The sequence below is a fragment of the Rouxiella chamberiensis genome, assembly GCF_026967475.1.
GTDB classification, from domain to species: domain Bacteria; phylum Pseudomonadota; class Gammaproteobacteria; order Enterobacterales; family Enterobacteriaceae; genus Rouxiella; species Rouxiella chamberiensis.
This window is the reverse complement of the sequence record NZ_CP114058.1, coordinates 3,110,399-3,124,434: the sequence shown is the minus strand read 5'-3', so window position 1 is coordinate 3,124,434 and position 14,036 is coordinate 3,110,399. Positions and strand designations below refer to the sequence as shown.

Sequence of the window (14,036 nt, the reverse complement as noted above, 5' to 3'; positions counted from 1 at the left end):
ACTCACTGGTTTTTTTGTCTTTGCTATCTTGGGCTTTGAGCAGGTACGCTACGCACTTCGCGCTTGCCGCACCACATTGCTTCGCTGTTATCAGGGATGGTTTATGTCTGCTTCTTCACGCCGTTTATCCTTTATTTTTGCCACTTTCTTGCTGGTGTCGTTTTTGACGGGTATTGCCGGTGCACTTCAGGCACCGACGCTGAGCCTGTTTTTGTCCCATGAGGTCAAGGTCAGGCCGCTGTGGGTCGGGCTGTTTTATACCGTCAATGCGCTGGCCGGTATTGCGATAAGTTTCCTGCTCGCCAACTATTCCGACAAGAAAGGCGATCGCCGCATTCTGCTGTTCTTCTGTTCGCTTATGGCTATCGGCAACAGTCTGGTCTTTGCCTTTAGCCGGGATTATTTGGTGCTGATTAGCGTGGGCGTGTTGCTGGCGGCGATTGGCAATGCCTCCATGCCGCAACTGTTTGCTCTGGCACGGGAATATGCCGACCGTTCGGCGCGTGAAGTCGTGATGTTCAGCTCAATGATGCGGGCAACGCTGTCGCTGGCGTGGGTATTGGGGCCGCCGGTGTCCTTTATGCTGGCGCTGAATTATGGCTTTACCTTGATGTATCTCTGCGCTGCCGCAGTGTTTGTCTTCAGCGCGGCCATGGTGTGGTTCTTCCTGCCGTCGGTCGCCCGTATCGAACAACCGGTTGATACCGTTGTGGTTCACACCAGCGCCTGGAAAAACCGGGACGTGCGGCTGCTGTTCTTTGCCTCTCTTCTGATGTGGACCTGTAATATCATGTATATCATTGATATGCCGCTGTATATCACCACCGATATGGGGTTGCCCGAGGGGCTTGCCGGTCTGTTGATGGGGGCGGCGGCGGGGCTGGAAATTCCGGTGATGCTGATAGCCGGTTATCTGGTGAAGCGGACGGGAAAACGCAAACTCATGATCTGCGCAGCCGGATTCGGCGTGCTGTTTTATCTGGGTATGGTGTTTTTCCAGTTCAAGGCGGCGCTGATGATCCTGCAACTGTTCAACGCGATTTTCATCGGGATTATCGCAGGTATCGGCATGCTCTATTTTCAGGATCTGATGCCGGGCAGAGCGGGATCGGCGACGACGTTGTTTACCAACAGTATTTCGACCGGGGCAATTCTCGCGGGCGTATTGCAGGGCAGTATCGTCGAGAATTTTGGACATTTTCCGGTGTATTGTGCGGCGTTGGGGCTGGCGGTTATTGCCTTGATTCTGATGACGAGAGTGAAAAATGTTTAACCCGCCAACGGCGGGTTAAAGGTGAAGCGACATACTGCGGTTATTTCATGAAGGCGGGCTGTTTCTTCTCGTAAGTCGAGATGTTCTCTTCATGCTGTAACGTCAGTCCAATGCTGTCCAGGCCATTCATCATGCAATGGCGGCGAAAACTGTCTATCTCGAAAGGATAGTCTTTGCCGCCGGCACGCACGACCTGATTCTCGAGATCGACGTCGAACTGCATTCCTTCATTTTCTTTTGCCAAGGTGAACAGCTCATCTATCTGTTGTTCACTCAAAGTTACCGGCAAAAGCTGGTTGTTGAAGGCATTGTTATAAAAAATATCGGCGAAACTGGGGGCGATGACGGCGTGAAAACCATAATCGGTCAATGCCCACGGCGCATGCTCACGCGAGGAGCCGCTGCCGAAATTTTCTCGTGCCAATAATATGCTGGCACCCTGATATTCAGGTTTATTCAGAATAAAATCAGGATTCGGCGTGTAACCTTGCCCTTCCAGATAGCGCCAGTCATAAAACAGGAACTGGCCAAAACCGACGCGTGTGACCATTTGCAGGAACTGCTTCGGCACGATGGCATCGGTATCGACATTGGCAACGTCCAAAGGCACAACCAGACCGGTATGGGTAATAAATTTTGCCATGGGCCTTCCTTAATTCAGCGGCGAACCGTCGTTCGCCACGGTTAATTCAATTCACGAATGTCGGCGAAATGGCCGGTGACCGCAGCGGCTGCGGCCATCGCCGGACTCACCAGATGCGTGCGTCCACCGCGCCCCTGGCGACCTTCGAAATTGCGGTTGCTGGTCGAGGCGCAGCGCTCGCCCGGATTCAGGCGGTCATTGTTCATCGCCAGACACATCGAGCAGCCCGGTAAGCGCCATTCAAAACCGGCGTCGAGGAAAATCTTGTCCAGCCCTTCCTCTTCGGCCTGCGCCTTGACCGGGCCGGAACCCGGCACCACAATCGCCTGCACGCCCGCCGCCACTTTGCGGCCTTTGGCAATGGCCGCCGCCGCGCGCAGGTCTTCAATGCGCGAGTTGGTGCAGGAGCCGATAAAGACTTTGTCGATGGCGACATCGGTCAGGCGAATCCCTGGCTGCAAATTCATGTAGGCCAGAGCTTTTTCCGCAGAAGCGCGCTCGACGGGGTCGCTGAAGGAGTCCGGGAAGGGAATGGTCTGATTCACGGCCATCACCTGACCCGGATTGGTTCCCCAGGTTACCTGCGGGGCGATATCGGCGGCATTCAGTGTGACGACGCGGTCAAATACCGCATCCTTGTCGGTCTTCATGGTTTCCCAATAGGCCACGGCCTCGTCCCACTCCTGACCCTTCGGCGCGAACTTGCGGCCTTTGAGATAGGCGTAGGTCGTGGCGTCGGAGGCGACCAGCCCGGCTTTGGCACCCAGCTCGATAGACATGTTGCACAAGGTCATGCGACCTTCCATGCTCAAGGCTTCGACCGCCGGGCCGCAATATTCGACCACATGACCCGTTCCGCCTGCGGTGCCGGTCTTGCCTATCACGGCCAGAATAATATCCTTGGCCGTAATGCCGACCGGCGCTTCGCCGGTGATTTCGATTTTCATCGTTTTGGCGCGACCCTGTTTCAGGGTTTGTGTCGCCAGCACGTGCTCGACTTCGGAGGTGCCGATGCCGAATGCCAGCGTGCCGAATGCCCCGTGCGTCGAGGTGTGCGAGTCGCCGCATACCAGCGTCATGCCGGGCAGCGTCAGGCCCTGTTCCGGTCCCATGACGTGAACGATGCCCTGATAGGGATGTTTCAGGTCATACAGTTCGATGCCAAATTCAGCGCAGTTCTTGATAAGTTCCTGCATCTGAATGCGAGCCATCTCGCCGCTGGCATTGATATCTTTGGTTTGAGTGGAAACGTTATGATCCATGGTGCCGAAGGTTTTATCCGGTCGGCGCACGCCACGATTCATCGCCCGCAGCCCGTCAAAGGCCTGCGGTGTCGTTACTTCATGAATCAAGTGGCGGTCAATGTACAGCAGCGGTGTTTCGCCTTCGGCTTCATACACCACGTGCGCATCGAACAACTTCTGATATAACGTTTTGGACATTACGCCCCCTCGGCGACAACGCGCGCGATGATATCGCCCATTTCGTGAGTACCGATGGCAGGGCCGCCGTTGGCCAAATCACCGGTACGATGCCCCTGATCCAGTACGGTTGTCACAGCCTGTTCAATGGCCGTCGCGGCGTCATCGGCATTCAGGCTGTAACGCAGCAGCAGGGCCAGAGACAGGATCTGCGCGATAGGGTTGGCGATGTTCCTGCCCGCGATATCCGGCGCAGAACCGCCCGCCGGTTCAAACAGGCCAAACGCCTGCTCGTTCATGCTGGCAGAAGGCAGCATGCCCATTGAGCCTGTGATCATCGCGCATTCGTCGGACAGAATATCGCCGAACAGGTTGGAACACAGCATGATGTCGAACTGTGAAGGATCCTTGATCAACTGCATGGTGGCGTTGTCGATATACATGTGGGTCAGGCTGACGTCAGGATAATCCTTTGCCACCTCGCCGACCACTTCACGCCACAGAATCGAGGACTGCAACACGTTGGCTTTATCGATAGAGGTCACTTTGTTGCGGCGTTTGCGCGCCGATTCGAACGCGATGCGGGCAATGCGTTCGATTTCAAAACGGTGATAAACCTCGGTATCGAAAGCTTTTTCCTGCATGCCCTGACCTTCGCGACCTTTCGGCTGGCCGAAATAGATGCCGCCGGTGAGTTCGCGCACACACAGAATATCGAAACCACGCGCCGCAATGTCGCTGCGCAGCGGGCAAAACGCCTCCAGCCCTTCATACAGGCGGGCAGGGCGCAGATTGCTGAACAGCTTGAAATGCTTGCGCAGGGGCAGCAAGGCACCGCGCTCTGGCTGGGAGTCAGGCGGCAGGTGTTCCCATTTTGGACCGCCCACGGAACCAAACAGAATCGCATCGGCTTCTTCGCAGCCGGCAATCGTTTCCGCAGGTAATGGCGTGCCGTGATTGTCGATGGCCGCGCCGCCAATATCGTGTTCGCGGGTGGTGATGTTCAAACCAAAACGCTGACGTACCGCTTCCAGCACCTTGTAAGCCTGAGCCATAACTTCCGGGCCAATTCCGTCGCCGGGCAATACAGCAATATGATGGGTCTTACTCATGTTCACACCGTTTCCTGATTATTATGTTTGCTATTCTGTGTAGGACTTTCATTTTGCAGGCGCTGTTTCTCTTTTTCTACCTGCTTGCTGCGCCAGATACTGTTCAGCACATGTACCATGGCTTTTGCGGACGACTCAACGATATCCGTTGCCAGTCCAACGCCGTGGAAACGACGCCCCAGATAAGACACGACAATATCCACCTGACCCAGCGCGTCGCGGCCGTGGCCCTTCGCCGTCAGCTGATATTTGATCAATTCAATCTGATAACCGGTGATGCGGTTAATGGCCTGATAGACCGCATCGACTGGGCCGTTGCCGGTTGCCGCTTCGGTTTGCACATCGTCGCCACAGCCCAGATTGACTGACGCGGTAGCGGTAATGCTCGACCCAGACTGCACACTGAAGTTGTCCAGACGGTAGAATTCCGGCTCTTCGTGCTGCTTGTTGATGAAGACCAGCGCTTCCAGGTCATAGTCGAACACCTGACCCTTTTTATCGGCCAGTTTCAGGAAGGCGCTATACAGGTGATCCATATTATAGTCGGATTCCTTATAGCCCATCTCTTCCATACGGTGCTTCACGGCGGCGCGGCCGGAACGTGAGGTCAGGTTCAGCTGTACCTGATTCAGACCGATGGATTCAGGTGTCATAATCTCGTAATTCTCACGATTCTTCAGAACGCCGTCCTGATGAATTCCTGAAGAATGCGCGAAGGCGTTGGAACCGACGATAGCTTTGTTGCCCGGGATCGGCATGTTGGTAATCTGGCTGACAATCTGGCTGGTGCGGTAAATTTCTTTGTGATTGATGTTGGTATGGACCTGCATGTAATCGGAGCGGGTCCTGATAGCCATGATAACTTCTTCCAGCGCAGTGTTACCGGCGCGCTCGCCGATACCGTTCAGCGTACCTTCAACCTGACGGGCACCGGCCTGAATGGCGGCAATCGAGTTGCCGACCGCCATGCCCAGATCGTCATGGCAGTGTACGGAGATAATGGCCTTGTCGATATTCGGCACACGTTCGTACAGGTTGGTGATGATGCCGCTGAACTGATGAGGCGTGGTGTAGCCGACGGTGTCCGGAATATTGATGGTGGTCGCACCGGCCTTGATGGCGGCTTCGACGACGCGGCACAGGTTGTCCAGCGGCGTGCGGCCTGCATCTTCGCACGAGAACTCGACGTCGTCGGTATAGTTGCGCGCACGTTTTACGGAGTGCACGGCCATATCCAGCACCTGATCGAAAGAACGCTTCAATTTGGATTCGATGTGCAGGGTAGAGGTCGCCAGGAACACGTGAATACGGAAGGCTTCCGCGACGCGCAGCGCCTCGGCGGCGACGTCGATATCGTTGTCTACGCAGCGTGCCAGACCACAAACGCGGCTGTTTTTGATCTGGCGGGCAATGGTCTGTACGGATTCGAAATCACCCGGAGAAGAAACAGGGAAGCCGACTTCCATGACGTCCACGCCCATTCTTTCCAGCGCAATGGCGATTTGCAGCTTGTCCTTGACACTCAGACTGGCTTGCAGAGCCTGTTCACCGTCACGCAGCGTGGTATCGAAAATAATGACTTGTTCGCTCATGTTTATGTTCCTTGTCCTGGTTACTTTCGCGCTTTGCGGGTAAAAAAACCCGCGCATTTGCGCGGGTTTGCTATTTGTGGAGGTTGAAATCAGTTTTGAATTTCACCCACTGGCATACCGCGCAATGAATCTGCGTTGAGTAGTAGGCCAAGTAGACGGGTGAATTTAAACATGTGTATTTCAGCTTCTCGTAATGGGTTGGCGAAAAAGGGGGTTATCAGTTAACCCGATGCCTGTGCCTTAAATTGATACGTGAATGTGCTGTTGATGTCAACTCTTCCCTGCCGCCTGGACGCAATTAACCGTGTATAAGGTAGGGATGGACGACCGCATAAAATACTGCAGGCGTAGATAAATCTGGTGATAAGGGTTGTCGTCGTCCTCAGGAATTCTTACCCCTAAATTATCAGGTTTTCCTCAGGTTTCAGGTTTCTCTCAGGTTTATTATCACAAATTAATCAGATAGAAGCCTAACCTTTTGGAGTAGTTTATTTAACGGAGTGTTAATAACCCTTGGCAGGCAATTTACCAACATGCGACTCTTTCCAGTGGCTTTTCTTGTTGGTTAATACAGATTTATTTTTCTAATCGGGAGGCGTGATGACTGACATTATTCTAGAGAAAGCCGAGATTAAAAAAGTCGCCGACAAAAAAATGCAGGCCAGCTGTGAAGACAATCATTTACGTCGCGCAGATTTAAATTTATTAACGGTGTTCGATGCCGTCATGAAATTGCAGAATATTACCCGTGCGGCGCGTATGCTCGGCATGTCACAACCGGCCGTGAGCAATGCCGTGGCGCGATTAAAGAATATGTTCAGCGATGAACTGTTTGTCAGGGCCGGACGCGGTATCGAACCCACCGCACGGGCACGCCAGCTTTACGGGCCTATTCGGCAGGCATTGCAGCTTGTCACCAATGAACTCCCCGGACTCTGCTTTAATCCGCTCAGCAGCAAACGCCAGTTTTCGATGACGCTCAGCAGCCCGCTGGATCTCCTGCTTGCTCCCGGCATTCTGGCTGCGCTGCGGGCGTCGGCACCGGGCGTTACGCTGAATATCGAGTCGGTTATCAACGACAACATCGAAAATCAGCTACGTTATCAGGAGTTATCTTTCGCCATTGGCTACCGCAGCATCGAGCGTTCCGACTTTTACAATCAGCGGCTTTTCGAAGACGAACTGGTGCTGGTGTCGTCGCTTTCACACCCCCGCATTCAAAAGCAGACCAGTCAGGCCTATTATTTCAAGGAGAAACACGCGGTCGAAAGATTGAATGGCCAGTCATCTTTTAGTTTCCCTTATTATAATAATCCCGAGACGCAGGAAAAAGTCTGCTATCAGGGCGCAAGCCTGATGAGCGTACTGGAAATTGTCTCTCAAACCGAAATGATTGCCCTCATCCCCAAATCGCTGGCCGTTGCCAATGCGCCAAGGCTACAATTAAAAATCGACAGTTTGCCGTGGCTAAGTAATAAATTGACCAGCTATCTTTCCTGGCATGAATCCGCAGGTAAAGATAACGGCAATCTCTGGCTTAAAGAGTTGTTAACCCAGTGTGTGAGCAATGTATAAGGCGCACTCTAGACAGTGCGGCATTTCAGGGTAAGGCCCAGCGTTAAATAGTAGAGGTTTTAGATTTAACAGATTTTTGTACTGGCAGATATTCTTCCAGAGTTTTTCAGGAAAAAGGGTCAGCATTTTGCCGAAGCTCACTTCAACGCCGCTATTTATAGGAGGTGAGTTTCAGTGAAAGAATGCGAGACTTCAGTGATTTATTTAAAAAGCAATAAAATGCAGCACGTTACATTTTAACTTCGTGATGTAGATCACTTTATCGTGACTAAAAAAATAGGCCCGATGCGGTCATAATTTAATTCTGTAATTCAATCCCCCCTCGCTATATATCTGACTACTCATTAACGTTCGCTGGTTGATTATTCCGTAATGACCCTAAAGCGCAGCGGCTCGGGGCAAACGCCCTTTTCAGGAGGCCTTTTGGCGTTTGCCTGCTCCAAATTCTGACGTTAAGGTAATCAGTTATATTGCAGAACAAGAAAGAATAGTACAGAAGGGTGCCAAGCCCTCTTACCCGAGATGAAACCCCCATACTTCATCCATTAGAAACGAGTCGTCACAAAGAACAAAAAGCCTGGAGGCAAACCCATGGAGATGTTGTCAGGAGCCGAGATGGTCGTCCGGTCGTTAATCGATCAGGGCGTAAAACATGTATTCGGTTATCCCGGCGGAGCGGTGTTGGATATCTATGATGCCCTGCACACGGTCGGCGGGATTGATCATGTGCTCGTCAGACATGAGCAGGGCGCAGTGCATATGGCTGATGGCTATGCGCGCGCAACGGGTGAGGTCGGCGTCGTGCTCGTCACCTCCGGCCCCGGCGCGACCAACGCGATTACCGGGATAGCGACTGCCTACATGGATTCCATTCCCATGGTTGTGCTTTCCGGTCAGGTTCATAGCTCATTGATTGGCTATGATGCTTTCCAGGAGTGTGACATGGTCGGGATATCCCGTCCGGTGGTGAAACACAGTTTCCTGGTCAAGCGCGCCGAAGATATTCCTACCGTATTGAAGAAGGCGTTTTACCTCGCCTCTACCGGTCGTCCGGGGCCTGTTGTCATCGACCTGCCGAAAGACGTGGTCAATCCTCAGGAAAAACTGCCTTATGCCTATCCGGAGCAGGTTGCCATGCGCTCCTACAATCCGACTGTGCAAGGCCATCGCGGGCAGATTAAACGTGCATTGCAGACGCTTATTGCCGCAAAAAAACCGGTCCTGTATGTCGGCGGCGGCGCAATCAACGCCGAATGCAGCGCCGAACTGCTGAAACTGGCCGAAACGCTGAACCTGCCGGTGACTTCTACCCTGATGGGATTGGGCGCGTTCCCGGGCACGCACCGTCAGAGCGTGGGTATGCTCGGCATGCACGGCACCTATGAAGCCAACATGACCATGCACAATGCCGATCTTATTTTCGGCGTGGGCGTGCGTTTTGATGACCGCACCACCAACAATCTCGAAAAATACTGTCCAAACGCGACCATTATGCACATTGATATCGACCCGACGTCGATTTCAAAAACCGTTAATGCCGATATCCCGATTGTGGGCGACGCGAAACAGACGCTGACTCAAATGCTGGAACTGCTCGACGCGGCGAGTGAAAAGCAGGAGTTCGATGCGCTGCGCGACTGGTGGCAGAATATCGAGCAATGGCGTGCCAAAGACTGTCTGGGATATGACAGGCATTCCGGCACCATCAAGCCACAGGCGGTTATCGAAACCCTGCATCGTCTGACCAAAGGCGATGCCTATGTGACTTCCGATGTCGGCCAGCACCAGATGTTTGCCGCCCTTTATTATCAGTTTGATAAACCGCGTCGCTGGATAAACTCCGGTGGTCTCGGCACGATGGGCTTTGGCTTACCGGCGGCACTCGGCGTCAAGCTGGGCCTGCCTGATGAAACCGTTATCTGCGTAACCGGTGACGGCAGCATCCAGATGAACATTCAGGAGCTTTCAACCGCCTTGCAGTACGATCTGCCGGTCGTTGTGGTTAACCTTAACAATGGCTACCTCGGCATGGTGAAGCAGTGGCAGGACATGATCTACTCGGGCCGCCACTCCCAGTCTTATATGCAGTCGCTGCCTGATTTTGTAAAACTGGCCGAAGCCTATGGGCATGTCGGGATCGCCATTCGCCATCCCGACGAGCTGGAGAGCAAGCTGGCCGAAGCGCTGGCGCAGAAAAACCGTCTGGTATTCGTCGATATCAGCGTGGATGAAACCGAGCACGTTTACCCAATGTTGATCCGTGGCGGTGGAATGGACGAAATGTGGTTAACCAAAACGGAGAGGACATAATCATGCGCCGGATTTTATCAGTACTGTTGGAAAATGAGTCAGGCGCACTGTCCCGCGTAGTCGGGCTGTTTTCGCAGCGCGGCTACAATATCGAAAGCCTGACCGTCGCGCCGACCGACGATCCTACGCTGTCGCGCATGACTATCCAGACCGTCGGCGACGCCAAGGTGATTGAGCAGATTGAAAAGCAGCTGCACAAGCTGGTGGACGTACTGCGTGTTACCGAACTGGTGCAGGGTGCCCACGTCGAACGCGAGATTATGCTGGTCAAGTTGCAGGCCTCCGGCTATGGGCGCGAAGAGATCAAACGTTCGGCGGAGATTTTCCGCGGGCAGATAGTTGACGTGACTGCTACGCTTTACACGGTTCAGCTTGCAGGCACCAGCGACAAGCTCGACGCCTTCCTCGACACCGTTCGCGATGTCGCCGAAATCGTCGAAGTGGCGCGTTCCGGTGTGGTCGGCGTCTCGCGCGGTGACAAGGTCATGCGTTAATCCGCTTTGCGCCGGTTTAAGGCATAAACCTGCTCATCATCATGAAAGCTCAACGTCGGTTGGGCTTTTTTGTTAGCTGGCCTAGGGTTATGGTAAAACACCTTGCCGAGTAGGGTCTTCTCGGGTTAGATAATGAGAGTTATTCTTTTAATTAAGGGGTTCTAGGTGAAACTGGATGAAATCGCGAGGTTAGCGGGTGTTTCGCGTACAACTGCCAGTTACGTAATTAATGGCAAAGCGAAGCAGTATCGTGTCAGCGATAAGACGGTCGAAAAAGTCATGGCCGTCGTGAAGGAACATAACTACCACCCAAACGCCGTCGCGGCAGGTTTGCGCGCCGGAAGAACCCGATCGATAGGTTTGGTCATTCCCGATCTGGAGAACACCAGCTACACCAAAATCGCCAATTTTCTCGAACGTCAGGCGCGGCAGCGTGGCTATCAGCTTCTGATTGCCTGCTCGGAAGACCAGCCCGATAACGAGATGCGCTGTATCGAGCACCTGCTCCAGCGTCAGGTCGATGCCATTATCATTTCGACATCGTTGCCGCCCGAGCATCCTTTCTATCAGCGCTGGGCAAAAGGCGACTTCCCTATCATTGCGCTGGACCGCGCGCTCGACCCCGAAAACTTTATCAGCGTAGTCGGAGCCGATCAGGAAGATGCGCAGATGCTGGCGGAAGAGCTGCGCACGTTTCCCTCCGAAAGCATTCTCTATCTTGGCGCGCTGCCCGAGCTGTCGGTCAGTTTCCTGCGCGAGCAGGGGTTCCGTCAGGGATGGGCAGGGGACGCGCGCGAGCCTGACTATCTCTATGCCAACGCCTACGACAGAGACTCTGCGGCGCAGGTCTTTGCCGAATGGCTAAAAACGCACGAGATGCCGAAGGCGCTGTATACCACCTCATTCCAGCTGTTGCAGGGCGTGATGGATGTGACGCTGAAACAGCAGGGCCGCCTGCCGAACGATTTGGCGATCGCTACCTTCGGCGACAACGAGCTGCTGGATTTCCTCGAGTGTCCGGTACTGGCGGTCGCCCAGCGGCATCGCGATGTAGCAGAACCGCGTGCTCGAGCTGGTGCTTGCCTGCCTGGACGAGCCGAAAAAGCCCAAGCCCGGATTGACCCGCCTGCGCCGTAATCTATTTAGACGCGGCCGCCTGAGCCGTAAATGATTGTCGGGTTCGGATAATGCGTAACGGCATTTCCGAACCTGCTTTTTCATTTTGCTCCCTTTCTCTTCCTCGACTTTACAAAACAATACTTTTGCTCGCCGCAACGTCCCCGCAAAGTTTACCGTTATCCAAAAAAGTCATGGCTGATTAAGATTAAGAGCAATCTCACACAAATAATTATTTGAAAATGATTTCCCTCATAAAAAGAGAATAATTGATTTCAAAAATACGTTAATACTGCGGCCTTTTCTGCTGTAGAATTCGCGGCTTAATTTGGCCTGCTATCCGGACTATCGGGCGCGCGAGGGGCGAGAGCCTTGGGGGATGCGGGTTCGGCCGGCAGCAGAGGCCCTTTTGGCAGTTCGGCTTTTGACGGTATCCATCAAGAATCGTGAAAAGTCTGTGGCTTAAGAATTGTGAGATTGATTACAGAAGAATATAAATAGTTAATTAACGATCAAATTGATTTATTTTTGACCGTTATTATTATTTGCTGGATTTTTCCTCAACTAATCATCACGTTATTTTTTGACCTCTCAGATTTAAAACTTCGTTAGCCTGTTTTTACTCCACGCAACGCATGTAAATAATCCGATACCGCCGCCTCTCTTGCTTGACAAGGTTTTAAAAGCATCCGTAAACTCCCTCGAGTGGGAATTTGTGGTGTAAAGTGGTGAAAAGGGTCTTTAGGGGGTAGCTCGGGAATGTTCCGTGGGGCAACGATGGTTAACCTCGACAGCAAAGGACGGCTCGCCGTACCTACCCGTTATCGGGATTTGCTGAGCGAAGAGTCGCAAGGTCAGATGATCTGCACAATCGACCTCCATCACCCCTGCCTGCTGCTTTATACCCTGCCCGAATGGGAAATTATCGAACATAAATTGTCCCGTCTGTCGAGTATGAACCCGGTCGAACGCCGTATTCAGCGTTTGTTGCTCGGGCATGCGAGTGAGTGTCAGATGGATAGCGCCGGGCGACTTCTGATTGCAACAACCTTGCGACAGCACGCCGGGCTGGCCAAAGAAGTGATGCTGGTTGGACAGTTCAACAAATTTGAACTGTGGGATGAACAGACCTGGTATCAACAAGTTAAGGAAGACATTGACGCTGAGCAATCGTCTCGTGAACCACTTTCCGAACGATTACAGGACTTGTCACTATAAGTATGCTTGAAAATTATAAACATACATCCGTGTTACTGGATGAAGCCGTAAACGGGCTGAACATTCGCCCCGACGGCATTTACATTGATGGAACCTTTGGTCGTGGCGGTCATTCGCGACTGATTTTGTCACAGCTGGGGCCGGAAGGGCGTCTGCTGGCAATCGATCGCGATCCGCAGGCTATTGAAGCAGCCAGGGCTATTGACGATCCCCGTTTTTCCATCGTGCACGGCCCGTTTTCCGATCTGGCGCAATATGTCGAAGATCGCGATTTAGTCGGCAAGATCGACGGCGTTTTACTGGATCTTGGCGTATCTTCGCCACAGCTTGACGATCCCGAGCGCGGTTTTTCCTTTATGCGTGACGGACCTCTCGACATGCGTATGGATCCCAGCCGGGGTTATTCAGCCGCAGAATGGTTGATGAAAGCTGAAGCCGACGATATCGCCTGGGTGTTGAAAACCTTTGGTGAAGAGCGTTTTGCCAAGCGAATTGCCCGCGCCATCGTCGAGCGTAACCGCGAACTGCCGATGACCCGAACCAAGAACTGGCCGACCTGATTGCCAACGCCTCGCCTTTTCGCGAGAAGCACAAGCATCCGGCAACGCGCAGCTTCCAGGCCATTCGTATCTATATCAACAGTGAGCTTGAAGAAATTGAACGGGCACTTGAAGGTGCGCATGAAGTGCTTGCCACGGACGGTCGCTTGTCGGTTATCAGTTTCCACTCGCTGGAAGACCGCATTGTGAAGCGGTTTATTCGCCAGCACAGCCGCGGGCCGCAGGTGCCTTCCGGTATTCCGATGACGGAAGCGCAGTTGCAGAGTCTCGGCGGACGTACCTTGAAATCCCTGGGCAAGATGATGCCTTCGGAAGCCGAAATTGCTGAAAACACCCGCGCACGAAGCTCTGTGCTGCGCTTTGCCGCGAGGACCGCGCAATGATAGGAAATGAGCGTCATGGTTTGGTCGGGGTTATTGCTGGCGACATCATGCGCCACGGAAAAATCCCCATGATCCTGCTGATCTCGACGTTGATCAGCGCCATGGCGGTCGTCACTGTCTCGCACAAGACGCGCCTGCTGACCGCTCAACGCGAACAGCTGGTGCTGGAAAAGGATGCGCTGGATATCGAATGGCGCAACCTGATCCTCGAAGAGAACGCCCTCGGCGATCACAGTCGGGTAGAGCGGATCGCTACTGAAAAATTGCAGATGCAACACGTTGATCCTGCACAGGAAACCATCGTAGTGCAGCAGTAAATAAAGAGCGTCCGCCCTCATT

The 14,036-nt window shown here is 53.3% G+C and carries 11 protein-coding genes and 2 pseudogenes; 8 read left to right on the top strand and 5 right to left on the bottom strand.

The features are described 5' to 3' along the window. Positions 1-103: 103 nt before the first annotated feature. Entirely contained in the window at positions 104-1,273 is a 1,170-nt protein-coding gene (locus O1V66_RS14485) for an MFS transporter (protein WP_045048473.1), read from the top strand. A gap of 40 nt (positions 1,274-1,313) precedes the next feature. Here O1V66_RS14485 and leuD read toward each other — a convergent pair whose 3' ends face one another. The 5 genes from leuD to leuL all read right to left on the bottom strand — a co-directional run bounded on the left by leuD (position 1,314) and on the right by leuL (position 6,214). Then, entirely contained in the window at positions 1,314-1,916 is a 603-nt protein-coding gene (gene leuD, locus O1V66_RS14480) for a 3-isopropylmalate dehydratase small subunit (protein ID WP_045048474.1), read from the bottom strand. A gap of 41 nt (positions 1,917-1,957) precedes the next feature. After that, the gene (leuC, locus tag O1V66_RS14475; RefSeq protein WP_045048475.1) at positions 1,958-3,358 is read right to left on the bottom strand and encodes a 3-isopropylmalate dehydratase large subunit; all 1,401 of its coding nucleotides are present in this window, start codon (positions 3,356-3,358) and stop codon (positions 1,958-1,960) included. Beyond that, a complete protein-coding gene (leuB, locus tag O1V66_RS14470) occupies positions 3,358-4,449 on the bottom strand; it encodes a 3-isopropylmalate dehydrogenase (RefSeq protein ID WP_045048476.1) in 1,092 nt (363 codons plus the stop codon). The genes leuC and leuB overlap by 1 nt, the downstream gene beginning before the upstream one ends. A 2-nt stretch (positions 4,450-4,451) precedes the next feature. Then, positions 4,452-6,041 carry a 2-isopropylmalate synthase gene (gene leuA, locus O1V66_RS14465; protein ID WP_045048477.1) on the bottom strand — a complete coding sequence of 530 codons (1,590 nt, stop codon included), beginning with the start codon at positions 6,039-6,041 and terminating at the stop codon, positions 4,452-4,454. A gap of 89 nt (positions 6,042-6,130) precedes the next feature. Next, positions 6,131-6,214 (bottom strand): leu operon leader peptide, encoded by an 84-nt coding sequence (gene leuL / locus O1V66_RS21930; RefSeq protein WP_152623640.1) that lies wholly within the window; start codon positions 6,212-6,214, stop codon positions 6,131-6,133. 481 nt (positions 6,215-6,695) lie between these two features. On the opposite strand from leuL, the gene leuO reads away from it, so the two are divergent. From leuO to ftsL, 7 genes and pseudogenes are all read left to right on the top strand, one after another. After that, positions 6,696-7,616 (top strand): transcriptional regulator LeuO, encoded by a 921-nt coding sequence (gene leuO / locus O1V66_RS14460; RefSeq protein ID WP_045048607.1) that lies wholly within the window; start codon positions 6,696-6,698, stop codon positions 7,614-7,616. Between the two features lie 591 nt (positions 7,617-8,207). Continuing rightward, complete coding sequence (ilvI, locus tag O1V66_RS14455; protein WP_045048478.1) at positions 8,208-9,926, top strand: acetolactate synthase 3 large subunit; 1,719 nt, start codon at positions 8,208-8,210, stop codon at positions 9,924-9,926. 2 nt (positions 9,927-9,928) lie between these two features. Next, positions 9,929-10,420 carry an acetolactate synthase small subunit gene (ilvN, locus tag O1V66_RS14450; RefSeq protein WP_045048479.1) on the top strand — a complete coding sequence of 164 codons (492 nt, stop codon included), beginning with the start codon at positions 9,929-9,931 and terminating at the stop codon, positions 10,418-10,420. 165 nt (positions 10,421-10,585) lie between these two features. Further along, positions 10,586-11,591: pseudogene (gene cra, locus O1V66_RS14445) on the top strand (catabolite repressor/activator). Positions 11,592-12,295: 704 nt separating this feature from the next. Continuing rightward, positions 12,296-12,754, top strand: coding sequence for a division/cell wall cluster transcriptional repressor MraZ (mraZ, locus tag O1V66_RS14440; protein WP_045048481.1), 459 nt, complete (start codon positions 12,296-12,298; stop codon positions 12,752-12,754). Between the two features lie 2 nt (positions 12,755-12,756). Then, positions 12,757-13,697 (top strand): annotated as a pseudogene (rsmH, locus tag O1V66_RS14435) (16S rRNA (cytosine(1402)-N(4))-methyltransferase RsmH). Further along, complete coding sequence (gene ftsL / locus O1V66_RS14430; protein ID WP_045048483.1) at positions 13,694-14,014, top strand: cell division protein FtsL; 321 nt, start codon at positions 13,694-13,696, stop codon at positions 14,012-14,014. The pseudogene rsmH and the gene ftsL overlap by 4 nt, the downstream one beginning before the upstream one ends. The last annotated feature ends 22 nt before the right edge of the window (positions 14,015-14,036 follow it).